Source organism: Flavihumibacter cheonanensis (assembly GCF_022352215.1).
Lineage (GTDB): Bacteria > Bacteroidota > Bacteroidia > Chitinophagales > Chitinophagaceae > Flavihumibacter > Flavihumibacter cheonanensis.
Window position 1 is genome coordinate 70,424 of sequence record NZ_JAKRWF010000003.1, and the last position, 23,828, is coordinate 94,251.

A 23,828-nucleotide genomic window follows, 5' to 3' on the forward strand; every position below is an offset into this window, starting at 1 on the left:
TTATTTGTTTAAAAATGCAGTTAATTCAGTTATAAACCAATTCGGCTGATCGTACATGATGAAATGTTTACTATCGGCAACTTTAATTTCAAGGTCAGGTGTTTGCTCGTATTGCAGCTTCAGCCAACGCTCAGACTGCTCCTTTGTCTGATAAATACTGCCCATTACCAATACAGGTTGAGGAATTTGTTTTAATGCAGCGCGAAGATCGGTGGTAGACATTTCCAGCAAGGTAGTAGCAAGTGTTTTACGGTCGCTTTTGTATTGCCAGATCGCAATCTGCCTGGCTCTAGCGGTATCGGCTACCTGCCAGCGCATAGCCATGGCTGTTTGATCAATAAACCCTTTATCCGGCAGGTTCATAAAGTTGCGGATCACCAGTTCCGGATTGAATGCCGGATTATTCTTGACTGAATCAACTGTGATTTGAGGTCTGCCTAATGCTGAAATAAAAGGAACACCATCCACACAAACGAGTTTGCCAAAAAGCTCCGGTGCTTCGCTTGCCACCCAGATACTCATAAAAGCTCCGAGGCTATGCCCTACCAGTACAGGTTTGGTTAGTTTTTTATCTTTTACATAGCGAATGATATCTCCTTTTACAGTTTTCAGTACAGGTGTATCAATAGCCGGTTGTCCCGCATAACCGGCCAGTGTTAGTACATGACACTCGTATTGATTATTAAGGGTTGCCACTGTTTCTTTCCAAACCTCTCCACTGCAGCTATAGCCGGGAATCAGCAGCAGGGCCGGACCTTTACCGCTTACTTCTATATTAAATGCATATTGGGCCTGGGATCTGATGGTTAACCCAATAAAAATTGCCAGGTAAAGCATGATTCGAAGGTTCATATTTTCAGGTTTTATACTTCTATAGATGCAGGAGGTATCACTGCATTACAGAATTCCAGGATTTTTTTTCAGTCCCCTGCTGTACCTTTCTGTAATGAAAAGAAATCCTGTTCAGATTCTGCTGTTTCAGTTGATAACTGCCTGTTTTACCCTGACAAGTTTTGCGCAGCAAGGGTACTATCCCGACAGTAACTGGATACGGCAACCGGCCGCCAAACTGGGTATGAACCAACAACTGCTGGACAGTGCCGTAGCACTGGCAAAACGATCTGAAATTGAGCTGGATACCGACCTGAGAATTGCTGCCTATAAATCCTATCAGCGTGAACCGGGTTACCAGATTCTGGGGCCCATGAAGGACAGGGGTAAGCCAGCCGGACTGATTATCAGAAAGGGATACATCGTTGCCAGTTGGGGAGATATCGAGCGGGTGGACATGACCTTTAGTGTTACGAAAAGTTATTTATCCACCATAGCAGGATTGGCAGTAGACCAGGGACTAATTCGTTCTACCCGCGACAAGCTGAACAACTATGTTTGGGATGGATCCTTTGATAGTCCGCATAACAGCAAGATTACCTGGGAACATTTATTAAACCAGAGTTCGGATTGGTCGGGTGAATTATTCGGTCAGCAGGACTGGGCCGACAGGCCTCCCCGTGAAGGAACTATTGACGATTGGAAAAACAGGAAACTAAATGAACCGGGTACTTTTTTCAAATACAATGATATCCGGGTGAATCTGCTTGCATATGCGCTATTGCAGGTATGGCGAAAGCCATTGCCGCAGGTATTAAAAGAAAAGATACAGGACCCTATTGGAGCTTCCACTACCTGGAGATGGTATGGTTATTCCAATTCATGGGTAACTATGGATGGCTTGCAGGTACAATCAGTAAGTGGAGGTGCTCTCAGAAAACTGGATACAGCAGGCACTTGCACCATCGCCTGCCAATAAAGCGTATGGATATCTATGGTGGAACAACAGTGATCAGTCATTGAAAGGAGCGCCTACGGATTTATATTATGCAGCAGGATATGGTGGTAATTATATCATAATTGATTATAAAAATGAACTGGTAGTAGTAACAAGATGGACGAATCAACGAGTAGGAGAAATCATGCGTTTAATAATTCAATCATGTGAATAATTGCTTACCATTTACATCCTTACAAAACCGTTGCTGTAGTATATTGCGGGCTGTTAATAAAACTGACCGAAATTCCCGTACCCCAAAGCAAGATCCGATATGAAAATCCAGGAAGGCTTTATAGAAAGAAATGGCTTTAAGCTCCACTATTTAAGAGAAGGAAAAGGCGAACCAGTATTCGTAATTGGAAGCAGACTTTTTTATCATCGTCTGTTCTCTGCATCCCTTAAAGAGAAACTTGATTTTGTATTTGCTGACCACCGTGGCTTTAGCATTCCTCCCGAGAGCACAGAACCAGTAGAAGAACTGTATGCATTGGAGGAGATCATTGAAGATATGGATGCGTTGCGAAGAGAACTAGGTTGGACGCGATGCTGGGTTGTAGGTCACAGTGGTCATGGTTTTATGGCATTGGAATATGCAAAAAAATATGCCGATCACGTTAAGGGAGTAATCCTGACAGGCATGGCCACCTCCCTCTCTACGGGAAATCATGCACTGGCTGATTTGCATTTTGAAACATTGGCAGAGCCGGAACGTATCAATGCCTTTCGTGCCAATATGGAAGCATTACCAGCGGCCATTGAAGCTGAACCGGATAAATCCTTCCTCTTGTATAACCTGGCATTGGCACCCAAGAGTTGGTTGAATCTTGAAATGGATGCTGGTGCTTTCTGGACTGAGGTATATACCAATATGCCGGCGATAGATTATTTGTGGGGAATTGTTTTCAGAGATATTGATATAACCCAGGGGCTGACGGATTTCTATGTGCCGGTATGGCTGGCGCATGGAAAATTCGATTACCTCGCTGGTCCCGCGGATCAGTGGACTGGTCTGATGAAACAGTTTTCAGACATTACACTTGAATCATTTGAACACAGTGCACATAACCCTCCATATGAAGAAGCAACCTTGTTTGAAGAAAAACTCCTTGCCTGGATGGACCTGTATCAGTAGGGCGATACTCATAGTAGTAAGCCTTGCAATGGGATACAACCTGCAGGCACAACCGAAAACCTATGCGTCTTCGCATTTGAAGATCACCCCCATTCAGCCCAACCTGTTGGTACATGAATCTTATCTGCAAACCGACAAATGGGGTAAAGTAGGATGCAACGGTATGATCTATATTAGTGGAGATTCTGCTGTTGTGTTTGACACTCCCGCATCTGATACAGCAAGTATTGAGCTGATCCGGGTGTTAAGAAAGAAATGGAAGCTAAAGGTGAAGGCTGTTGTTATAAATCATTTTCATAATGATTGCCTGGCTGGATTGGCGGAGTTTCATAAAGCGGGTATCACTTCAATCTCAAATGAACTGACCAGGGAGCTGGCGAAAGCGGCGGGCAGTCCTTTGCCGAGGGAGGTTTTCAAAGGAGAACAGGTACTACTGATAAATGGCAAACAGGTGATCAACCGATATTTCGGAGAAGGACATACGAAAGACAATATAGTCAGTTATGTACCGGAGTATAAGGCATTGTTTGGAGGTTGCCTCGTTAAGTCGCTGGATGCAGGATTTGGATTTGTGGGCGATGCCAATATCACCAGTTGGAGTAAGACCATTCAGGCTGTTCAGGCTGCTTATCCGGAGGTAGCAACAGTAGTACCCGGACATGGTCCATATGGGGATGGAACCCTGCTGGCATTTACTGCCACCCTGTTTGCGGTACCTGAGATCGCTAAATCAGGCATGGCTACAAACAAGGATAGCTTGTATCAAAAAATCCAGGCTTTGGACAGCGCCTTTTTTGATGCGTTTAACCGACGCCAGTTGGATGAAGTCATGTCTTATTTTTCTCCTGACCTGGAATTCTATCATGATAAAGGAGGCAAGGACAATTATGAACAAACCCGAATGAAATCAAAACAGTTGTTTGAGCGAAATACAGAAACTGGTTTTCGTAGGGATATGGAACCTGGTACATTAGAAGTGTATCCTGTTCCGGGTTCGGGTGCGATCCAGGTCAACCGCCATCGATTCTGCCATATTGAGAATCGAAAAATGGACTGCGGCAGTTTTAAAAACATCATGGTATGGAAAAAAGAGGGTGACCGTTGGCTGATCACCCGCGTTATCAGTGTAGATCATTAATTTCCTCCACCCGGTTTTTTAACCGGGCGGGTTGCCGGTCTGGTGGCTGGTTTCGGTGCCGGGCGTGTTGAAGGGGACGGACGCGTTGAAGGTGCAGGCCTGTTAACGGGTTTTGTTGGTCGGGTGGCTGGTTGCTGTGGATTTGGTCTTGCAACAGGGCGTTCTACTCCAGGTTTTGTAGGTGCTGGCCTCGAGGGAGCAGGCCTGGTTACTGTAGGTTTGCTGGGTGTTGGCCTGGGTGCAGGGCGATTTACCCCTGGTTTCAGCACTGGCCGATCGGGATGTTTTTGAGTATACATCGCCATCCCATCTCTTCTCAATTCAGGTCTGGAATAAGTAGACCGGTAATAGCCGGATCTGCGTCTGTTGGTGACTGTTATTGAAACCGATCTGCGGTTGCTGTAATAAAAAACAGACCAGCCGGGATAGTAGTGGTAGTAACTTCTTCTATAGAATCCATAGTAATGGAAGTACCAGTTGTAATGGTATCCATAGTACTGGTGCCAGTACCAGGGGCGCCAGGGCCTCCACCAGGGCGGATAATATCCATAGTAATAGGGAGAGCGCCATACTACATAGGTTGGCTGGTACATATACACCACCACCGGCCAGGTGGCAATTTCAGTTTGGGGAACTGAATTGGCTACAATAATCTTGTCTTCGATTTTTTGAGTTTTGCCTGTATAACCAGGATTGGGCCTCCCATTGGAAGCGCCTTCTGTCATATTGGGTTCAATAATATAATCCTTGCCATAGAGTTCTTCATCGCCGGTTAATTGAATCCGCACCTGGCCATCTTTGATTTTCTCCACCGTGAATACTGCTATATCCTGTTTCTCCTTATCATTCAAAGCAACCTGCAGAATTATATTGTGAACATCCCCATCCACTTCATCAAGGACCTTAATATAATCGATTTCATCATCTCCGTTCAGATCCAGGTTATTGATCCGGTTATCTTCTTCGTTGAGTTTTTTTTCAAATATTTCCAGGGTCTCCGATTCCTGGAACATCTTCATAACAGCATAGAGGTTCAGGTTATCTCCCGGTAGGTTTAGTTTCTCCTCCTGCCCTTCGGTTTGTGCAGAAAGCTGTAATACCGAAAACAGGGCAATTACAAGCGTTATAAGTGAAACACCTCTGTTCATATGTTACTATTTTCATATTCAATTTAGTATTAATTTAATTACCTGCAAGAGGAGCAGGCTGCTTTCTTATTTTTGCCGGATGAAATGGCTGAAAGGACTTCAAATTGCAGTGGTATTGTATGCGGTGATTGGAATCGCGGTTTATTATTTACAGGATTATTTTTTGTTTCACCCTGAACCATTAACAAAATCAAGTCCCTATAAATTTGAGCAACCCTTTAGGGAAATGAATATCCCCATTAAAGAAGGGGTTAACATGAATGTAGTGCGGTTTTTACCTGCTTCAGACAGTAGTAAACCGGCATCAGGCGCTGTCCTATATTTTCATGGCAACAAAAAAAACATCTCGCATTATGCCAACTATGCCAGTTATTTTACCAGCAGGGGACTTGAAGTGTGGATGCCCGATTATCCGGGCTTTGGCAAAAGCACCGGGGAACTGACGGAAGAACAGCTTCATCAGTTTGCGAAACAAACCTACAAACTGGCCAGAGCCCAATATGGAGCTGATAGTATTTTTATTTATGGCAAGAGCCTGGGGACGGGAATTGCGACCCGACTGGCAACTGAGTCGGCCACCCAAACACTGATTCTTGAAACACCCTATTACAGTATTACGTCATTGTTCAGTCGCTATCTTCCTATTTACCCGGTGAGCCGGATGATAAAAATGAAATTCCCTACCTACCAGTATATCCAACAGGTTAAAGCGCCCATTCTGATACTACAGGGCACGGATGATGGTGTTGTTCCTTATTCCAATGCAAGCAGACTGAAACCCCTATTAAAAGCAGCCGATAAATTTGTAACGATAGAAGAGGGAAGTCATAATGATCTTACAAGATTTCCTGCCTATCAGGCCGCGATTGATTCTGTATTAAGGTATTAGGATACCCATAAACGTTAGCCCTCCTGAACAGGAATAACATTTCGGGGTTTATTCTTTCGTATTTTTTCAGGTAAACTGGACAGCACACATTCCTTCAGCGCTTCGAGCAGCTTCTCCTTCACAAAAGTTTTGCTGGCAATCAGGCTAACCTCCCTCATGGGTGCAGGTGTTTTAAAATGCCGTAACATGCGTTGCTGGGAAGCAGTCAAATCATAGGTAGCCAATTCAGGTAAAATAGTAATGCCACGATTGGTTTCCACCATTTTCTTCAATGTTTCGAGGCTCCCGGCTTCGTACTCAAACAAAAGCAGGTCTTTATGTGCCTGCTGCAATTCACAAAGATTCAGGATCTGATCCCGAAAACAATGTCCTTCTTCCAGCAACCAGAGATCATGCACATCTATGTCCTTTGCCAGCATGTAGGTTTTTTTATACGCTGCATGCTTGCGCGATACATAGGCCATCATCTCTTCATAAAAAAGAGGGTATTCTTCTATTCCTTTATTATTCAGCGGTGTTACTACCAGCGCCATATCCAATCTGCCTTTGGCAACTGCATCCACCAGGTTATCGGTTGTCATCTCTTTTACCTTCAATTGCAGCTCCGGATATTTTTCCAGAAAGGATGGAAGAAATATGGGCAGCAGATAGGGAGCCAGCGTAGGAATGATACCAAGGCGCAACTCTCCATGTATCAGCCCCTGCTTTTCCTTTATCACATCTTCCAGCAGTTTTGCTTCCCGCATCACCCTCCTGGCATGCTCCAGCACCAACTCACCCAACGGCGTGGGTATTACCGGTTGCCTGCTGCGATCAAAGATTTTCAACCCCATTTCCTCTTCCATTTTCTGAATCTGCATGCTAAGGGTTGGCTGGGTTACATAACAATGCGCAGCTGCCGTAGCAAAATGCCGGTGCTCATCTACTGCTAGTATATATTCAAGCTGGGTAAGTGTCATTTGATAGATAGAATCTATGTATGCATAAAATTAATCAATCCTTTCACTATCTGAAAAAAGGATAAATTTGAATTATAACGAACATAAAATTTTTGCTTAAGTCACTGGTTGGTAGTAAGCACACTAAAGCCACTCGTCCATACGGGTGGCTTTTTTCATTATATTGGGTCAAATTTCCTCCAATGCAACGAACCCACTTTATGGCCCTGCTTGCCCTGGGCTGGCTGGCCTGTAATGATGGTATTGAAGTAACTACTGACATAACTGTTCCCGAAACCCGAGCAGCCATATCACTTACTGAACTGGCTTCCTACTATGCAGATACATTACCCTGTGCCAGTTGTGAAGGAATATTTACTGAATTGGCTATACTGGATGACAGCACCTATTTTCTATCCGAATCGTACATTGGAGAACAAAGTCAGCCTCTGGGCAGTTTTGGTAGTTTCAGCCGGGAGGGTGATATTCTTACCCTGGGTGCTGCAGATGACAGCGCCCGCAGATTTAAGATCATGGAAGACAGGATCGTGCAACTGGACAAAGATGGCTCTGAGATGATAACCGGACTGGATTACAGTCTTGAACAAACAACCCAACCTGACAATCCGGTCACCCGTCCGTTTTTAACGAATGGATTTCTGAAAATTGAAAAAAACCAGGGAATTTTTCAACCCTGCGGACTATCAAAAATTTGGGAGCTGATTAGCGATAACGGTGTGAAAGAAGCTAATCGTTTTTTTGCAAAACAGGCAGCCAAACTTGCTGAAGGAGTATTTGTTCGGGCTACCATTGAATTGCAGCCGGCTACCGATAGTACTGGCTTAACTTTCCAGGTTAAACTTAATTCCGTTTCGGAGCAGCTTGCAACGGGCTGCCAGTGATCAGCCTTTCTCTATCAGTCGCACTTCTGACGGAGAAACCAGCAACTGATACTTCGCTCCCACTTTCAGCGCGAAATTTTCTTTCTCATGACTAACCGGAAAACCAAAGCAAACCGGGTATTCACAATCCTTAACCAGGTGATGCAGGATTTCTTCCACTGTTTGGCCAAAGGGGCGTTCTGTATCTTTATTATCTGTAAACCCACCTAGAACCAGTCCGGCTAATCCATCCAGCACGCCAGCCCTTTTTAACTGATAGAACATACGATCTACATTATACAATTGTTCCCCCACATCCTCCAGGAAAAGTAGTTTACCTTTTGTTTTAAAGGCAGATCTTGTTCCAAGGAGGTGGGCAATCAAACTCAGGTTGCCGCCTACCAATCGACCCTGTGCAGTTCCTGCAATATTAAAAGCATGAGGTGCCGCATTGTATTCAGCTTTTGTTCCGAGCAACATTGCTTTGAGTGATTGAACATAGGGGTTTTCATCTCCTCCTTCATTGAAAGCCGCAGCCATGGGTCCATGAATGCTTGCAATTCCTATTACCCTGTTCAGGTGCGCATGCAGCACCGTGATATCGCTGAAGCCAATGATCCATTTGGGGCGACGTTCGAATTTTTTAAAATCAAGCTGATCTATGATTCGCCCCATCCCATAACCGCCTCTTCCGCAAAGAATAGCTTTGATTTTTTTATCATCCAGCATACGTTGCAGATCCAGTTTGCGCTCTTCATCCGTACCTGAGAAATAGGTAGTTGATGCACTATTCATAGTAGCTCCCAGCTCCACCTTAAATCCCCAGTCCTGCAGGGTTTGAACGCAGGTTTGCCATTTTTCAGGGGCCATAAAACCAGCCGGACAAACCATTCCAATGGTATCGCCTTTTTGTAAGTAGGGAGGATAAATCATATTTCAAATATCGGTTTCCTTCCCTATTCCCTCTTAACTTGTGTATTTTTATTACACATGAAAGGTTTACAACAAAAATGGAAGGCGCCTGAACAAGCCCGGATATCCTGGTTCCTGATTCGGTGGACCATTTTGGCAATCCCCCTTGCGATTTTGGTTGGAAGCCTGGTAGCCTTTTTTCTTTGGTCGTTGGAGGAAGTCACTAACATCCGGCTTCAAAGCCCCTGGCTACTTGCTTTTTTACCAGCGGCTGGTGTACTAATCTATTTCATGTATGACCTGGCTGGAAAAAGAACAGAGAAAGGGAACAATCTGATCCTGGATGAAATTCATGAGCCCAGTACTGGCGTTCCACTAAGGCTGGCCCCACTGGTATTGATTGCTACCCTGATCACCCATTTGTTTGGCGGATCAGCCGGGCGTGAAGGAACCGCCGTTCAGATGGGAGGCAGCCTTGCAGATGCATTGGCAAAACCTTTCCGGCTGGGTCAGGAAGACCGCAAAACCCTGCTACTCTGCGGAATGGCAGCCGGATTTGGGGCTGTATTTGGTACCCCGGTAACCGGTGCCTTATTTGCTGTGGAAGTGTTATTTCTCGGACAGATCCTGCATACCGCACTACTCCCCTGCCTGATTGCCAGTTTGCTGGCTGATATCGCCTGCCAGTTCTGGGGCGTTGGACATGTGAGCTATTCCATTTTATCAGAGGCGATAACACTCACAGCGCCGGAAAACTGGTGGAATTCGGGCATGCTGCTGGTCAAGGTCATTATTCTTGGAGCCTGCGCTGGACTGGTTAGTGCCTGTTTCAGTATCCTAACCAACCAGGTTAAACATATCTCCAATATGCTGATTCCCAGGCCCTGGCTGATACCCATTGCTGGCGGGTTACTTGTAATTGGACTCAGTATGATACCGGGCAACCAGGACTACCTGGGTTTGGGAGTCTGGAATGCCGACCCATCCGTTGTCACCATCAGTTCTGCTTTCAGCACGGGCGGAGCTCAACCGTTTAGCTGGGCATGGAAACTGTTATTCACAGCCATTACCATAGGGATGGGATTCAAAGGAGGTGAGGTAACCCCCCTGTTTTTTATCGGTGCTACACTTGGGAACGTCCTGGCCGTTTGGATGGGGGCCCCGATAGACCTGATGGCAGGGCTTGGTTTTATTGCTGTGTTTGCTGCAGCCACCAATACCCCTATTGCCTGTACAATTATGGGAATTGAACTGTTCGGTGGAGAGCATTTTCTGTTCTTTGCCATTGCCTGTTTTACTGCCTATTATTTCAGTGGCCATACCGGCATCTATAGTTCTCAACGGAGCCTGTTACCAAAAACCGGAAAGTTTTTAAAAAAGATTGAGGAGGAGCCGTAGGTTTTTATAAGAATCAGCGTCCAATACTTCACAGACCTATATAATATGAAGTATTTTCTTGGACTCGCGCTGATTTTGGTTTCAATTTTACCTTCCTATGCACAAAACCGTATTACGGGTAAGATTGAAGATAGTACCGCCAAATCGCCCTTAACTGGCGCCACTGTACAACTGAGGAACAGTAATTTCAGCAGAAATGCAGTAACGGATAAAACCGGCTCCTTTAGTTTTACTGAAATCCCGAATGGATCTTACAAAATTGCCATCTCCTTTGTTGGTTTTGCCCCATTTGAAAAATTGGTAACCCTGAGGGGAGGTGAAACCAGTTTGGGCACCATCCGCCTGGCAAAAGGCGAAGATGCCCTGGAAGAAGTAGTAGTAAAAGCAACTACTCCTCCGGCCCAGCAGAAAGGCGACACTGTTCAGTTCAATGCCAGCCAGTTCAAAGTGAATCCCGATGCAAATGTGGAAGACCTGGTTAAAAAAATGCCAGGTGTATCTATAGAGAATGGACAGGTCAAAGCCCAGGGAGAACAGGTGCGTAAAGTAACAGTGGATGGTCGTGAGTTCTTTGGAGATGATGCCACGGCCGCGTTGCGTAACCTGCCTGCCGATGTAGTGGATAAAATCCAGGTATTTGATCGCCTGAGCGACCAGGCACAATTGACCGGTTTTGATGATGGTCAGGGTTATAAGGCCATCAATATTGTAACCAAAGAAGATCGCAGGGCCGGGCAGTTCGGCAGGGTATACGCTGGTTATGGAACAAATGATCGCTACCAGGGTGGTGGCTCTGTCAATTTCTTTAATAAGGAACGCAGGATTTCTGTTGTAGGACTTTTTAACAATATCAATCAGCAAAACTTCTCAAGCTCTGACCTGTTGGGACTTTCAGGTGGTGGAAGTGGCCGGGGTGGTGGTGCTGGCAGAGGTGGTGGTGGCAACTTCCAGGTTCCTGGTTCAAATGGAATTACAACCACCAATGCATTGGGCATCAACTTCAGCGATCTTTGGGGAAAGAATTTCAATGTAAGCGGCAGTTATTTCTTCAACAATGCCAACAATGAGAATGATTCCAGATCGACCCGCGAACAATTCATTCGCCCGGATTCCAGCACGTTGTACAATGAAGAATCACTCAGTGAAAACAAGAATTTCAACCACCGTGTCAATATGCGGATGGAGTACAAGATAGATTCCAACAATACGCTTTTGATCATACCCAGTTTTAGCTATCAGAAAAATGATATTCAGAACAATATCAGCGGCATTCAGACACAACAAAATGGCGATTTGATCAGCGAAACCGAAAACCGGAACCGAACCACCGGAAATGGTTACAACTTCAATAACACCCTGTTGTACCGCCACTCCTTTGGAAAAAGAGGCAGATCCATTTCGGTTGGAATTACAACGGGGATCAATGACCGAAACAGCCAGAAGGATGTTTCTGCAATTTCAACTTTTTACAAAGCTGGTATACCAACCAATGACTCTCTGTTGCAGCAACAGTTGGCAGATACCAAAGGCTATAATTTATCCGGAAACATTTCCTATACTGAACCAATTGGCAAACGCGGACAATTGCAATTCAGCTACAACCCATCCTTTACCAAAAGCGATGCGGATCAACGCACCTGGGCATTTGACAATACTACGGATAAGTTCAGCATCCTGGATACCAGTTTATCCAATGTGTTTGTAAATGAGGTTACGACACATCGTGGGGGTGTTACCTACAGGATCGGGGATCGTAACATGAACCTCAATATCGGACTGGATGCACAGCATACCACGCTTGATAACAACCAAACCTATCCGCAAACGGGCAACCTGAAAAAGACATTCAGCAATTTGTTGCCAAATGCCTTCTTCCGCAAGAAGCTAAGCGAGAGAAGCAATATCCGCATCTTTTACAGAAGCAGTACCAACAACCCTTCTGTAAATCAGTTGCAGAATGTGATCAACAACACCAATCCTTTATTCCTGAATACCGGTAACCCGGAGCTCGAACAGACCGTGAGTAACCGCGTTGGTGGCCGGTACACCTATACCAATAGCAGAAAAGGCAATAGTTTTTTTGTGAACTTTTTTGCAACACAATCGGATAATTTTATCACCAATGCAACCTATACCGCTTTTTCTGATTCCGTACTAACACCAACGGTTACACTAAGAGAAGGAGCACAGTTATCCAAGCCGGTCAACCTGAATGGATATTGGTCGGCCAATACTATGTTCACTTATTCCTTTCCATTCAAAGCCATAAAATCGAACCTGACTTTTAATGCCGGAGGGAATTTCAGCAAAACTCCTGGTATCATCAACAGTGTATCCAACATTGCACGTAATACCACCTGGAGTGGAGGAATGATCATCGCCAGCAATATCAGTGAGTATGTTGATTTCAACCTGAATTACAATGCGAATTACAGTACAGTTAAAAACAGTTTCCAGCAATCGCTGAATAATAATTATTTCAGTCAGTCTGCCGGCCTGGGAGTAAACCTGCTGAGTAAAAACGGATGGATCTTCAATACCGATATCAACAATCAACTGTTCCGTGGTTTGACCGCCGCATTCAATCAGAACTTCTGGTTGTGGAATATGGGTGTTGGAAAAAAATTCCTGAAGGATCAGAAAGGAGAACTGCGTTTAAGCGTATTTGACTTATTGAAGCAGAACCGAAGCATCAGCAGAACGATTCAACCGAACTATATTGAAGACAATCAGACACAGGTACTGACACAATATTTCATGCTGACCTTTTCTTACCGGATCAAAAATTTTGGTAAGGCACCGGCACAGCAGCGTCGTCAGGGTACATGGGGACCAGGTGGTGGTCCCGGCGGATATGGCGGTCCGGGTGGATTTGGTGGAACGATGAATTAACCTGTAAATTGGGGCTGAAACAGGCAATCAGAAAGAAAGGTGACCGATCCCCAATTTATAAAACTGCTCCGAGAGGGAGATGAAACAGCGTTTCATCAACTGGTGGAAGATTGGAAAGACAGGATATACAACACAGCACTTGGATTGGTACAGCAGGCAGAGGATGCAGAGGAGATAACACAGGATGTTTTTATAACTGCCTGGAAATCGGTTCAACAATTCAGAGGCGAATCCAGTATCCAGACCTGGTTGTATAAAATAGCGGTACACCAGTCGCTCGATTGCATCAGAAAAAGAAAACGCAAGAAACGATTTGGCTTCCTGGTGCCGCTTTTAGGATCGGAGGAAGAACAAGAGCAGGAACCCGGAAATTTTCTGCATCCGGGTGTACAGTTGGAGAAAAAGCAGGAAGCGCAGGTTTTGTTTAAAGCGATTCGTAAATTACCGGAACAGCAACAGGTGGCATACAGCTTGCAGAAGATCGAAGGACTGGCCATAAAGGAAATAGCACAGGTAATGGAAACAACGGACGGGGCTGTGGAAGCATTGTTAAACCGGGCCAAAACCAATCTGCAAAAAACATTGACTAACTATTATCAAACACACAGAGATGACTAATAAAAATCAGGTACAGGAGCAGGTCGCGAAAGCGATGAGCAGTTTGGAGGGCATCCAGCCAGCCACTGCTAACCCTCATCTGTATACGCGCATCAGAACGAAACTGGAGCAGGAGAAAAGCAGTTGGGGATGGTTGGCTGCCTTTCTATCCAAACCTGTTGTGGCTGCTGCGTTAGTGGGCACCATCATCCTGATAAACATTCTAACCATAACTGCCAATCGGTCGGTTCCGGAAGAGACAACTGATCAACTGGTAAGTCTGGCACAAGACTACAGCTTCCAACCCTCCAATATACTGGAGAATGGATTTAATCAACCCTGATTGTATGCAGAATAAAACATTAATTATAGTCATAGCCGCCCTGCTGATCAGCAACCTGGTATTACTGGGCGCTTATTTCTGGGGTCGGGAGAAAAAAACACCCCAGAATAACCGGAATGATCGGTCGCCGGTGGAATACATGACAAGGGAAATTGGTTTTGACAGTACCCAAAAGCAACAGTTTCGGGAGCTCTGGGAAACGGTATCTAACAACAACCGGGGATTATATGATTCAATTCGGCAGAATCGGGAGGCATTGTATGCTAATTTGAAACTGGAGCCTCAACCGGAATCATTGATCGACTCATTGGCTGGAAAAATAGCTGGTTTTGAAAAGCAGATCAGTATGAATAATTACCGGCATTTCAGAAAAGTTCGGGCTATTTGCAGTAGCGAACAGCAGGTAAAACTGGATACAGTCATCAACCGATTGGCAAAAAAAACCAGGAGGCGTTAAATTTCATTAGCTGCAGTTAAAATGAGCGGCTCTTTTTCAGTTACCATGATGGTATGTTCGTGCTGGGCCACATAACTTCCATCTCCTGTAACCAGCGTCCAACCATCTTTCAATTCCTTCGCTCGTTGTCCGCCGGTTGAGATAAAGGTTTCAATAGCCACCACCATATTTTTCCGGAAACGGTCTTTGTTGAAGGGATCAAAATAATTCGCAATGGAATGCGGGTATTCGTGCAGGCTTCTGCCAATACCATGACCGGTCAGGTTCCGGATAACACGAAAGCCTTCTTTTTTTGCAGACAGCTCAATCATTCTTCCCATTTCGGCGATTTTCATACCGGGCCTGATGGCTGCAATGGTTTTAAGGAGAATCTCGCGGGAGGTATTCACCAGTTTAGCATGACCATGGAGATCAGCTCCCAAAACAAAAGAGCCTCCATTATCACCCCAATAGCCGTTTAGCTCGGCAGAGACATCAATATTGATCAGGTCACCTTCTGCCAGGATTTTGTCCTTACCAGGAATTCCATGTGCTACTTCCTGGTTCACACTTATACAAGTGTATCCGGGAAAACCGTAGGTGAGTTTAGGAGCAGGTCTGGCTCCGAAGCCTGCCAGTAAGGCTGCTCCATATTCATCCAGCTCGGCACAGTTCATGCCGGGTTTGGCAAATTCCCTCATTTTCTTAAGTGTAATGGCAACTGCGGTGCTAACAGCCTGCATTCCCATTAATTCAGCGGCGGAACTAATTGACATAGGTCAAAGGTAGGAAAGAGTAAAATCAACTCAATATTTAATACTTTAACTTAATATTGAATATCGTTAAGGCATACCAGAGGCAGCGGATTCCTACCCTGAAAACCGAGCCCAAACTAACTACTATGCCTTTTATGCATTCCGGAATTAGACTACTGGCAGCAGGATTACTGCTACAAATTGGAAGTACTGTTTTTTCTCAGGACAGTATTCCTGTACAGATTGACGGTAAGTCTATCTTTATTCAGCCAATTAAAGAGTTCATTACACTTAAAGTTGCCCAGACAACGGATCAGGAAAACTTTTCGGTTCATACGGATGATACGAAGTATCGGATAAATCCTAACACCTCCTCTATTACTACTATTAGTGCAAACTATTCCTTTATCTCCTTGTCGTTTCGATTTGCACCATCTTTTTTACCAGGAAATCGCGATAACAGTGAAAAAGGGAAAACCCGAAGCGGAGGCATGGCCTTAAATTTTTACCTGGATCACTGGTTACAGGAACTTTCCTATCACCGAACAAAAGGGTACTACCTGGAAAACACCTCCGATTTCAATCCAGGCTGGCAGGAAGGTGATGCCTATTTTCAGATTCCCGATCTATATTACCGAAATTTCCAGGGTATGACAGCCTACAAATTCAACCGGAATTTCTCCCTGAATGCGTTGGCTACTCAATCGGAACGGCAATTAAAAAGTGCCGGCAGTTTTATTCCTCAATTTTTATACAGGTATTATATTATAGATGACAGAACCCGACTGATAAACCCTAACCAGTCTTCTCAACGATCCAACAACCTGGAATTGTTAGTGGGTGCGGGGTATTATTATAACCTGGTTTTAAAGCGCAACTTTTATGTTGCGATGGGAATCACGCCTGGGGCCGGAATGCTGTTCATGAATCTGACAACCAGGAATGGAAGCGGAGACAAAATCCGTACCCGTCAGCAGGACCCGATCTTTCGGATCGACAGCAGAGCAGGCATCGGCTATAATGGCGAGCGCTTTTTCGGAGGCCTGTATGCCACTGCCTTTGCAGCTTCCTATAAGCAGGAAAATGCACAGGTAGTAAATGGTAATGCCCGAATCGTTTTCAAATTGTTTGTGGGATATAGAATACCTGCTCCATCGGTAATAAAAGAAAAGGTTGCCAATCTTACCAATCGCCTTAACAAAACACTTAAACGTTGAATATGAAAAAACTATTATTAACCTACTTACTGGGTATTTGTACTACCCTACTCATGGCACAATCTGATGCAAAAAGCGATATTATTTTAAAACTGAACGGTGAGGAATTATCCGGCAAAGTGATGGAGATAACTGATGATGAAATCAAGTTTACCTACAAAGGCGAATCGCTGGTGTATAAAATAAAAAAAACAGACATTCTGAAAATAACCTACGCCAGTGGAAGAATTGAAATGTATTCAAAACCGCCGCTACCTTCGGAAACAGGAACCGCTGCAGCTGCTAAAGCATCCGGCGGACCTGGCCTTGCTGACCACCATAATAAGGTAGCCATCCTGCCCTATGCGTTTTTGAAAGACGGGGAAACTGCATCTGACGATATCAGTTTCAAAGTACAAAGTGAAACCTTTGCCTTTTTGAGCCGTCATGCGGGTGTAATGAGCATAGTAGACCCAAGAACAAGCAATGCTTTATTAATTAAAGCAGGAATCAACAGGGAAACAATTAAAGGATATACCATGGACGATCTTTGTAATATTCTGGGAGTTGAATATGTAATTGATGGAATCGTCTCAGTAAATAAAGGTAATCAGACAAATATTACGACCGGTAATTCGAACACTACCTACAGCAGTGGTAATAACAATAAAAACAATCAGTACAAGAGCAGAGAAAAGAGTTCCGGCTCGGTTGTTTCAACCAGTACCCAGAATTTCGAAACCAGTTTAACGCTCAGCATTTACAATGATAAAGGAGTTAGTATATACAGTCAGGAAAGGAGATCCTTCTGGAATACACAGGATGCTTATAAAATTACACTGGAATACCTTTTAAAAAGATGCCCGCTTTATTCAAAGTAATCATTTTATGAAAATCAACCGTTTCGTTTTTCTTCGGCTTACTATTTTTTTTGTTTTTTTCTACAATTGTTTTGAAGCTGTTGGCCAAAAAACCGACACCCTTCATACAGTGGCAGCATCAGACAGTTCTGCTTTTATGAAAATGGTTAAGGAAATCGGCATAAAAGAAGAATTGAGCAGTATTGCCAAATTTGAAAAGGGCAGAATAGAAGCAAGGCAGCGAAAAGTATTGGAAGCCGTTCGCCAGGAAATTCAGAAAGCGGGACTTTTTCTCAAGCAATCAGTTGACACTACCAATATTGTTCGGGATCTAAAGAGCAGCAAAGCTTCCTTTGCTATAGTAGGTGATGGTGTATTCCGGAACCAGGGAACTCATCATACACAGCGAAACCTGTTTGTTTCTGATGCCATACTCGAACAGGTTGCTTTTACGCTCGAAAATCACAGATCCAAACTTGACACTTACTATCAGACACTTTCAGGTTACCGTTACAGAATCGACTCCTTGTCCAGTGATACGATTATATATCAATTTCCGACTGATTCAAGCGAGGTGGTAAACTATTTCAAAACAATGCTTTCCATCCTTAAGGAAGTTGCCCCACTTGATAGTTCCATAACTAACGCAGTTTCTTCTATTCAGCACTTACTCCAGGATGTTGACATGTTTTTATTCGAGGTTCATACAGCTAGAAATGAGATTGAAAAAATCAATGCCAACCTAGCAGCAAATTTGGGAAATCGGGAATTCCCCAACCTTTGGGAAAAGCCAAAAAACAAACGGCCATTACCTGAAATTCTGAACATTTCAGAAAAAAAAGAATCGCTGGCATTAAAATTTTATATTAAAGACAACATAGTAAGATTGCTGCTACTCGTTTTTTTTATTGTGATATGCAGCTACTTTATAAACACCCTCAAAAGACATCTGAAAGAAAACAACAACCTACAGGTAACTCATGAAGGCCAGCTGGTAGTCAGATATCCTGTATTGTCTGCCATCATCATCAGTAGTTCCATTTTCCAATTCATGTTCCTCGATCCTCCCTTCATTTTCAGTTTTATATTATGGTTAGCCGCTGCCATTTTCCTTGGCGTATTGTTTAACAGGTATATAACTCCATTCTGGATGCGATTCTGGATTATTATAGTAGCAGCTTTCGCTCTATCAGGATTAAGTAATCTTATATTGCAAGCTTCCCGTATTGAAAGATGGGGAATGTTAGCCTTGCAGGTTTTTGGAATTGTCTATGGAATATATATTCTTCAAAACAAGCAAAAAGCTCAACTGAGAGAACGAAAAATTCTCTACTTCATTGGCATTTTTACTGTTATAGAATTGCTGGCAGCTGGGTTCAATTCATTCGGTCGGTATAACCTCTCCAAGACGTTTATGATTATTGGATACAGCGGGTTAATTATCGCTATTCTGTTTCTTTGGACCGTACGACTTTTAAATGAAGGTCTAGTGATTGCCTCCCAGATTTATCAGCATCCGGATAAAAAACTCTTCTATATAAATTTTGAAAAAGTTGGAAACAGGGTACCTGTCCTATTTTATATTTTTCTCATAGTTGGCTGGGCAATTTTAATGGGCCGTCATCTTTTCGTTTTTCGGCAATTGGCAGGACCATTTAATCAATTCTTGACGACAGAACGAACAATTGGCGACTACAGTTTCAGCATCAATGGCATTTTTATTTTTGTTTTGATCCTTTTTGGTTCTCTTTTTCTTTCCAGGCTTATCTCTTTTTTTGCGGCCGAACCGGATGCAACTTCACCACATCAACAAAAAATCGGCAAAGTATCTGTAGGGAGCTGGTTATTACTGATTCGAATTATCATCATCAGCTCCGGCTTGTTTCTTGCCATTGCGGCAGCAGGCATTCCCCTGGATCGGATTACGTTGATAATCGGAGCATTGGGAGTTGGTATTGGATTAGGGTTGCAGGGGCTGGTGAATAACCTGGTAAGCGGACTTATAATCGCCTTTGAGAAACCGGTGAATGTGGGAGATATCATTGAAGTGGATGGAAAATCCGGCACCATGAAGTCCATCGGGTTTCGGTCAAGCGTGGTAGTAACATCCGATGGGTCCAGCCTTATTATTCCGAATGGTGATTTACTTAGTCAACACCTGGTAAACTGGACCATGAGCAAAAACAGAAAGCGGATCAGCCTGGTAGTTGGTGTTGCTTATGGAACAACTATTTCGCAGGCTAAAGAAGTAATTACCGGAATACTTACGTCAGATACAAGAATTTCAACCATTCCGCCACCGGTGGTACTTGCCCGCGATTTTGCGCCTAGCAGTATTGAACTGGAAGTATTTTTCTGGCTCAGTGATTTGAGAATGGCAGGGGAAGTCAAAAGCCAGGTTATTCAGCAGATCCAGGAACAATTTGAAGCTGCCGGTATACAAATCCCAATTCCTCAACAGGAAGTATTGCTTAAAACACCTACACCCCATTCGCCTAATAATAAAACCCAATAACATGTCTCCTAAACAACAATTGCTCTGTTTGATGGTAATTGGCCTGAGTATTACAGCCTGCCAGAATACGTCTACTACCAACCTTGAAACATCGGTAGCAGATAGCAGCTTAAGGTACGGTCCTGATACCCACCGACCGGAAACCGCCAAATTGGTGATCAATACATTAGCCACTATCTACAAATCTGATATTGAAAAAAACCTGATTGATTCCTTTAGCAGAACCTTTGTTTTTTTTGAATATGATCTAAATGAAGATGGCAGAAAAGAAATTTTTGTAAGTCATACCGGCCCCTATTATTGTGGCTCAGGAGGTTGCAACCTACTGCTACTCTCTCCCGATGGAAAACTGATTACCCAATTCACCGTTAGCCGAACACCGGTAATTGTGCTTAGAGAGCGTTCAAAAGGATGGAATGACTTACTCATTGAAAGTGCAGGAAAATTACACCTGCTAAAGTATGATGGGAACTCCTATCCTTCCAACCCAAGTGTTGCACCGGTATTCACCATGATACCTGGTGATGAATTACCCCGGCTGTTAGATACAGAACATGAACCTTTTCCTAAATTCTCCTTTTAGGTTATTATATTTTTTTTATCAATCGTGCGGGTAAAAACACAATCGCTTTGATCAGTTCCAACACACCATCTACTGCAATACCCAGCAGGCGGAATGGCAATAGCAGTATCCAAAATACCGGATATAATACTATTGCGAGTACGGCCAGCGGCCAACACAATACAAACAGGATCAACCAAAGAATAAAAGAGATCATTGTAACGAAGGTAATTCAGTTAATCTAATTGTGTTAGCGTTTACTTCCAGGCGTACCAGAGCTCCACATTTTAATGCGAAATTGTTTTTCTGATGCCCGACCGGAAAATCAAAGCATACCGGGTACCGGCAATCATCCAGTTTTTCCAGGACAATCTGCTGCAGGTTTTTACCAAATTCTTCCTCCGGCTTTTCTGACGGCTTGTGTTTGAACCCTCCGATGATGAGGCCGGCCAGGTGTTCCAGCTTGCCACTTCGCTTAATATTCCAGAGCATCCGGTCAATACTGTAAAGGTATTCACCGGTATCTTCCAGGAATAGGATTTTACCCCTTGTATGCAGATCAGAGGCAGAACCAGCCAGCGACTCAATGGTCTTACAATTACCACCAACCAATTGACCTACCCCTGTTCCCAATTGATTATATGGGCTTGCTGCGTATTCAAACTTCATCGGCAGACCGAATAACATATCCCGAATCGAAAGTATAGTGGCTTTTTGCAGCTCATCCGCTTTGGACCAGTCATCCGGAAAACTGTTGCACATTTTGGAATGAATGGAAGCCAGTCCGGTTTTCCGGAACAGGTGCGCGTGCAGCACGGTTACATCACTGAAGCCTATAAGCCATTTGGGATGCTTGCGAAGCGGCCGGAAATCAATCCCATCAATAATGCGAATCAATCCATACCCCCCTCTTGCGCAGAGGATCGCTTTTACCGAAGGATCATTGATAAGCCGTTGCAGGTCAGCCGTCCTTTCCTGATCGGTGCCTCCAAAGGTTCCATCCCGTTTTCCGATGGTATCACCAATACGAACGGTCAAGCCCCAGGACTGCAATTGCTGAACAGCGGGGTTTATCTCTTCCCGGGTTATATAACCAGCTGGCGAACTGATGGCGATGATATCACCTGCCTTCAAAAAAGGCGGCTGAAATAGAGCATTGTTTTCCGGTTCCATGGAAAAACTTTCATATGGCAAACCGGCACCCAATGTAAGTGCGCCCAGTTGCTGTAGAAAATGGTGGCGTTTCATAGGCTAAAGATAAGGTTGCCTGCCTTTCCGTATTTTTGCGCCATGCAAGAACCAAAAAGATACCTGATCACTGCAGCACTACCCTATGCAAATGGTCTGAAACATATTGGCCACCTGGCAGGCGCCTACCTGCCGGCGGATATCTATGTCCGTTATCTCCGGGCCCAAAAAAGAGATGTTGTATTTGTATGCGGAAGTGATGAACATGGTACTGCCATTCCCATCCAGGCAATGAAAGAAGGCACCACGCCCCAGGCGATCATTGATAAATACCACGAGATCATAAAGCAAAATTTTGCCGACCTGAGTATCTCCTTTGATATTTATGACCGTACCAGTGCTCCAATCCATCATGAAACTTCGCAGGAATTTTTCACCGCGCTGCACGAAGCAGGTGAACTGGAAACCCGTGAAACCGAACAGTATTTTGATGAGCAGGCGGCTACCTTCCTGGCCGATCGCTATATCAAAGGCACCTGCCCGAATTGTGGATTCGACGGAGCGTTTGGCGATCAGTGTGAAAAATGTGGTACGGCATTAAGTCCGGATGAACTGATTAACCCGGTAAGTACCCTGAGCGGATCTGCCCCTGTCAAGAAAAAAACTACCCATTGGTACCTGCCACTGAACCGGCATGAAGACTTCTTACGGCAATGGATACTTGAAGAACATAAAGACGATTGGAGAGCCAATGTACTGGGACAATGCAAGAGCTGGATCGATGGCGGCCTGCAACCCAGGGCAGTAACCCGTGACCTCGACTGGGGAATTGCTGTACCGCTGGAAGAAGCCAAAGGAAAAGTATTATATGTATGGTTTGATGCGCCCATTGGCTATATCAGCGCCACCCGTACCTGGGCAAAACAAAACGATAAGGACTGGAAACCATACTGGTATGATAAGGATACCAAGCTGGTGCATTTCATTGGAAAAGATAATATCGTGTTTCATGCAATTATCTTCCCGGTGATGCTCAAACTGCATGGCAATATTCTGCCTGACAACGTACCCAGCAATGAATTCCTGAACCTCGAAGGGGATAAAATGAGTACCAGCAGAAACTGGAAGCTGGACATGCAGGACTTTATTGATGATTTTGTGAAGAAGGAAAACGGTGGGCCTCAACTGGTAGATGCGTTGCGGTATTACCTGACACAGATCGCTCCGGAAACCAAGGACAGCGAGTTTACCTGGAAAGGATTCCAGGATGCTGTGAACAGTGAACTGGTAGCCATTTTTGGCAATTTCGTCAACCGGACATTTGTGTTGATGCATAAGCTCACCAATGGTAAGGTGCCGCCTGTTCATGCAGAGATCCTGGATGAAAAAGACAAGGAACTGGAAGCTGCCATTCAGGCTTCAAAAGTAAAAATAGAGGCCCTGCTGGAAGGTTATAAGTTCCGGGAAGCCCAGTTTGAACTGATCGACCTGGCAAGGAAAGGCAACCGCTATATGCAGGAAAAAGAACCCTGGATAAAGGCAAAAGCGGGAGATTCAGCCCAACCTGAAATCGATAATTGCCTTCATTATTGTTTGCAGTTGTGTGCCAACCTGGCCATCCTATCGAATCCATTCCTGCCAAATACTTCCAGGAAGATGTTACACCAAATGAAAGTGGTGGATCGTATGCTGGATTGGGAAAATGCCGGCACGATGAAACTACTGAGTGTGGGTTATAGTTTGAGAGCACCGGAGTTATTATTCAGAAAAATAGAAGACATGGAAATACAACAACAGATTGAAAAATTAAAGAGTAACAGTCAGCCCGCACCGGAAGCACCAGCAGCAGTGCCTGCTGAGCAACCTTCCCAACCGGCAAAAGCGACCATTCAGTTCGACGACTTTGCAAAAATTGAATTGAAAGTAGGCACTATTGTAACTGCTGAAAAAATGGAGAAGGCAGATAAACTATTGAAATTATCGGTTGATATGGGAACTGAAACCAGGACGATCGTAAGCGGCATTGCTCTGCATTTCAAACCGGAAGACATCATCGGACAACAGGTAGTAGTAGTGGCCAACCTGGCACCGCGTAAAATGCGTGGTATCGAAAGCAATGGAATGATCCTGATGGCTGAGGACAAGGAAGGTAAATTACATTTTGTAAAACCGGGTACGCAGATTAATCCGGGTGCAGGGGTAAGTTAAGCAGTCGGC

Annotated in this window: 23 protein-coding genes; 16 read left to right on the top strand and 7 right to left on the bottom strand. The window is 44.4% G+C overall.

What is annotated here, in order from left to right:
• Positions 1-852, bottom strand: a complete 852-nt coding sequence (locus MD536_RS14185; RefSeq protein ID WP_239601280.1) for an alpha/beta fold hydrolase — start codon at positions 850-852, stop codon at positions 1-3.
• A gap of 94 nt (positions 853-946) precedes the next feature.
• Here MD536_RS14185 and MD536_RS14190 point away from each other — a divergent pair, with 94 nt between their 5' ends.
• The 4 genes from MD536_RS14190 to bla all read left to right on the top strand — a co-directional run bounded on the left by MD536_RS14190 (position 947) and on the right by bla (position 4,101).
• Positions 947-1,810: a serine hydrolase domain-containing protein gene (locus tag MD536_RS14190; protein ID WP_239601281.1), complete on the top strand. Its 864-nt coding sequence runs from the start codon at positions 947-949 to the stop codon at positions 1,808-1,810.
• A complete protein-coding gene (locus tag MD536_RS14195; RefSeq protein ID WP_239601282.1) occupies positions 1,758-2,003 on the top strand; it encodes a hypothetical protein in 246 nt (81 codons plus the stop codon). Before MD536_RS14190 ends, MD536_RS14195 begins: the two co-directional genes overlap by 53 nt.
• A gap of 99 nt (positions 2,004-2,102) precedes the next feature.
• Positions 2,103-2,963: an alpha/beta fold hydrolase gene (locus MD536_RS14200; protein ID WP_239601283.1), complete on the top strand. Its 861-nt coding sequence runs from the start codon at positions 2,103-2,105 to the stop codon at positions 2,961-2,963.
• Positions 2,905-4,101, top strand: coding sequence for a subclass B1 metallo-beta-lactamase (gene bla / locus MD536_RS14205; RefSeq protein ID WP_239601284.1), 1,197 nt, complete (start codon positions 2,905-2,907; stop codon positions 4,099-4,101). Before MD536_RS14200 ends, bla begins: the two co-directional genes overlap by 59 nt.
• Here the strand turns inward: bla and MD536_RS14210 are convergent.
• Positions 4,098-5,249, bottom strand: a complete 1,152-nt coding sequence (locus MD536_RS14210; RefSeq protein ID WP_239601286.1) for a hypothetical protein — start codon at positions 5,247-5,249, stop codon at positions 4,098-4,100. The two genes, bla and MD536_RS14210, sit on opposite strands and share 4 nt — an antisense overlap.
• Before the next feature lie 79 nt (positions 5,250-5,328).
• Here MD536_RS14210 and MD536_RS14215 point away from each other — a divergent pair, with 79 nt between their 5' ends.
• Entirely contained in the window at positions 5,329-6,138 is an 810-nt protein-coding gene (locus tag MD536_RS14215; RefSeq protein WP_239601287.1) for an alpha/beta hydrolase, read from the top strand.
• Positions 6,139-6,152: 14 nt separating this feature from the next.
• Here MD536_RS14215 and MD536_RS14220 read toward each other — a convergent pair whose 3' ends face one another.
• Positions 6,153-7,097: a hydrogen peroxide-inducible genes activator gene (locus MD536_RS14220; protein ID WP_239601289.1), complete on the bottom strand. Its 945-nt coding sequence runs from the start codon at positions 7,095-7,097 to the stop codon at positions 6,153-6,155.
• 182 nt (positions 7,098-7,279) lie between these two features.
• On the opposite strand from MD536_RS14220, the gene MD536_RS14225 reads away from it, so the two are divergent.
• Positions 7,280-7,978, top strand: a complete 699-nt coding sequence (locus MD536_RS14225; protein ID WP_239601291.1) for a copper resistance protein NlpE — start codon at positions 7,280-7,282, stop codon at positions 7,976-7,978.
• Here the strand turns inward: MD536_RS14225 and MD536_RS14230 are convergent, their stop codons facing one another.
• Positions 7,979-8,890 (bottom strand): S66 peptidase family protein, encoded by a 912-nt coding sequence (locus tag MD536_RS14230; RefSeq protein ID WP_239601293.1) that lies wholly within the window; start codon positions 8,888-8,890, stop codon positions 7,979-7,981.
• Between the two features lie 57 nt (positions 8,891-8,947).
• On the opposite strand from MD536_RS14230, the gene MD536_RS14235 reads away from it, so the two are divergent.
• Genes MD536_RS14235 through MD536_RS14255 form a run of 5 tightly spaced genes read left to right on the top strand, consistent with a single transcriptional unit; the run spans position 8,948 to position 14,556 of the window.
• Positions 8,948-10,267: a voltage-gated chloride channel family protein gene (locus MD536_RS14235; RefSeq protein WP_239601294.1), complete on the top strand. Its 1,320-nt coding sequence runs from the start codon at positions 8,948-8,950 to the stop codon at positions 10,265-10,267.
• Positions 10,268-10,312: 45 nt separating this feature from the next.
• Complete coding sequence (locus MD536_RS14240) at positions 10,313-13,159, top strand: TonB-dependent receptor (protein ID WP_239601295.1); 2,847 nt, start codon at positions 10,313-10,315, stop codon at positions 13,157-13,159.
• Between the two features lie 39 nt (positions 13,160-13,198).
• A complete protein-coding gene (locus MD536_RS14245) occupies positions 13,199-13,777 on the top strand; it encodes an RNA polymerase sigma factor (RefSeq protein ID WP_239601296.1) in 579 nt (192 codons plus the stop codon).
• Positions 13,770-14,099: a hypothetical protein gene (locus MD536_RS14250; RefSeq protein WP_239601297.1), complete on the top strand. Its 330-nt coding sequence runs from the start codon at positions 13,770-13,772 to the stop codon at positions 14,097-14,099. Before MD536_RS14245 ends, MD536_RS14250 begins: the two co-directional genes overlap by 8 nt.
• Positions 14,100-14,103: 4 nt before the next feature.
• Complete coding sequence (locus MD536_RS14255) at positions 14,104-14,556, top strand: Spy/CpxP family protein refolding chaperone (protein WP_239601298.1); 453 nt, start codon at positions 14,104-14,106, stop codon at positions 14,554-14,556.
• On the opposite strand, the gene map is transcribed toward MD536_RS14255, so the two are convergent.
• The gene (gene map, locus MD536_RS14260; protein ID WP_239601299.1) at positions 14,553-15,311 is read right to left on the bottom strand and encodes a type I methionyl aminopeptidase; all 759 of its coding nucleotides are present in this window, start codon (positions 15,309-15,311) and stop codon (positions 14,553-14,555) included. The two genes, MD536_RS14255 and map, sit on opposite strands and share 4 nt — an antisense overlap.
• A gap of 125 nt (positions 15,312-15,436) precedes the next feature.
• On the opposite strand from map, the gene MD536_RS14265 reads away from it, so the two are divergent.
• The 4 genes from MD536_RS14265 to MD536_RS14280 are packed head-to-tail and all read left to right on the top strand — an operon-like array spanning position 15,437 to position 20,444.
• Positions 15,437-16,507 (top strand): DUF4421 family protein, encoded by a 1,071-nt coding sequence (locus MD536_RS14265; RefSeq protein WP_239601301.1) that lies wholly within the window; start codon positions 15,437-15,439, stop codon positions 16,505-16,507.
• Between the two features lie 2 nt (positions 16,508-16,509).
• Positions 16,510-17,367 carry a hypothetical protein gene (locus MD536_RS14270; RefSeq protein ID WP_239601303.1) on the top strand — a complete coding sequence of 286 codons (858 nt, stop codon included), beginning with the start codon at positions 16,510-16,512 and terminating at the stop codon, positions 17,365-17,367.
• A 7-nt stretch (positions 17,368-17,374) separates the two neighbouring features.
• Positions 17,375-19,861 carry a mechanosensitive ion channel family protein gene (locus MD536_RS14275; protein ID WP_239601304.1) on the top strand — a complete coding sequence of 829 codons (2,487 nt, stop codon included), beginning with the start codon at positions 17,375-17,377 and terminating at the stop codon, positions 19,859-19,861.
• Between the two features lies 1 nt (position 19,862).
• Positions 19,863-20,444 (top strand): COG3650 family protein, encoded by a 582-nt coding sequence (locus MD536_RS14280; protein WP_239601307.1) that lies wholly within the window; start codon positions 19,863-19,865, stop codon positions 20,442-20,444.
• A gap of 4 nt (positions 20,445-20,448) precedes the next feature.
• Here MD536_RS14280 and MD536_RS14285 read toward each other — a convergent pair whose 3' ends face one another.
• Together MD536_RS14285 and MD536_RS14290 are read right to left on the bottom strand one after the other, a co-directional pair.
• Positions 20,449-20,640 carry a hypothetical protein gene (locus MD536_RS14285; protein WP_239601309.1) on the bottom strand — a complete coding sequence of 64 codons (192 nt, stop codon included), beginning with the start codon at positions 20,638-20,640 and terminating at the stop codon, positions 20,449-20,451.
• Positions 20,637-21,671: a S66 peptidase family protein gene (locus tag MD536_RS14290; protein ID WP_239601310.1), complete on the bottom strand. Its 1,035-nt coding sequence runs from the start codon at positions 21,669-21,671 to the stop codon at positions 20,637-20,639. Before MD536_RS14290 ends, MD536_RS14285 begins: the two co-directional genes overlap by 4 nt.
• Before the next feature lie 42 nt (positions 21,672-21,713).
• On the opposite strand from MD536_RS14290, the gene metG reads away from it, so the two are divergent.
• The gene (metG, locus tag MD536_RS14295) at positions 21,714-23,819 is read left to right on the top strand and encodes a methionine--tRNA ligase (protein WP_239601313.1); all 2,106 of its coding nucleotides are present in this window, start codon (positions 21,714-21,716) and stop codon (positions 23,817-23,819) included.
• Positions 23,820-23,828 lie beyond the last annotated feature (9 nt).

What these genes read in the sequence shown, in the direction of transcription:
- MD536_RS14185 (WP_239601280.1), bottom strand. Translation starts at nt 852, where the DNA reads ATGAACCTTCGAATCATGCTTTACCTGGCAATTTTTATTGGGTTAACC.
- MD536_RS14190 (WP_239601281.1), top strand. Translation starts at nt 947, where the DNA reads ATGAAAAGAAATCCTGTTCAGATTCTGCTGTTTCAGTTGATAACTGCC.
- MD536_RS14200 (WP_239601283.1), top strand. Translation starts at nt 2,103, where the DNA reads ATGAAAATCCAGGAAGGCTTTATAGAAAGAAATGGCTTTAAGCTCCAC.
- bla (WP_239601284.1), top strand. Translation starts at nt 2,905, where the DNA reads ATGAAGAAGCAACCTTGTTTGAAGAAAAACTCCTTGCCTGGATGGACC.
- MD536_RS14210 (WP_239601286.1), bottom strand. Translation starts at nt 5,249, where the DNA reads ATGAACAGAGGTGTTTCACTTATAACGCTTGTAATTGCCCTGTTTTCG.
- MD536_RS14215 (WP_239601287.1), top strand. Translation starts at nt 5,329, where the DNA reads ATGAAATGGCTGAAAGGACTTCAAATTGCAGTGGTATTGTATGCGGTG.
- MD536_RS14220 (WP_239601289.1), bottom strand. Translation starts at nt 7,097, where the DNA reads ATGACACTTACCCAGCTTGAATATATACTAGCAGTAGATGAGCACCGG.
- MD536_RS14225 (WP_239601291.1), top strand. Translation starts at nt 7,280, where the DNA reads ATGCAACGAACCCACTTTATGGCCCTGCTTGCCCTGGGCTGGCTGGCC.
- MD536_RS14230 (WP_239601293.1), bottom strand. Translation starts at nt 8,890, where the DNA reads ATGATTTATCCTCCCTACTTACAAAAAGGCGATACCATTGGAATGGTT.
- MD536_RS14235 (WP_239601294.1), top strand. Translation starts at nt 8,948, where the DNA reads ATGAAAGGTTTACAACAAAAATGGAAGGCGCCTGAACAAGCCCGGATA.
- MD536_RS14240 (WP_239601295.1), top strand. Translation starts at nt 10,313, where the DNA reads ATGAAGTATTTTCTTGGACTCGCGCTGATTTTGGTTTCAATTTTACCT.
- MD536_RS14250 (WP_239601297.1), top strand. Translation starts at nt 13,770, where the DNA reads ATGACTAATAAAAATCAGGTACAGGAGCAGGTCGCGAAAGCGATGAGC.
- MD536_RS14255 (WP_239601298.1), top strand. Translation starts at nt 14,104, where the DNA reads ATGCAGAATAAAACATTAATTATAGTCATAGCCGCCCTGCTGATCAGC.
- map (WP_239601299.1), bottom strand. Translation starts at nt 15,311, where the DNA reads ATGTCAATTAGTTCCGCCGCTGAATTAATGGGAATGCAGGCTGTTAGC.
- MD536_RS14265 (WP_239601301.1), top strand. Translation starts at nt 15,437, where the DNA reads ATGCCTTTTATGCATTCCGGAATTAGACTACTGGCAGCAGGATTACTG.
- MD536_RS14270 (WP_239601303.1), top strand. Translation starts at nt 16,510, where the DNA reads ATGAAAAAACTATTATTAACCTACTTACTGGGTATTTGTACTACCCTA.
- MD536_RS14275 (WP_239601304.1), top strand. Translation starts at nt 17,375, where the DNA reads ATGAAAATCAACCGTTTCGTTTTTCTTCGGCTTACTATTTTTTTTGTT.
- MD536_RS14280 (WP_239601307.1), top strand. Translation starts at nt 19,863, where the DNA reads ATGTCTCCTAAACAACAATTGCTCTGTTTGATGGTAATTGGCCTGAGT.
- MD536_RS14285 (WP_239601309.1), bottom strand. Translation starts at nt 20,640, where the DNA reads ATGATCTCTTTTATTCTTTGGTTGATCCTGTTTGTATTGTGTTGGCCG.
- MD536_RS14290 (WP_239601310.1), bottom strand. Translation starts at nt 21,671, where the DNA reads ATGAAACGCCACCATTTTCTACAGCAACTGGGCGCACTTACATTGGGT.
- metG (WP_239601313.1), top strand. Translation starts at nt 21,714, where the DNA reads ATGCAAGAACCAAAAAGATACCTGATCACTGCAGCACTACCCTATGCA.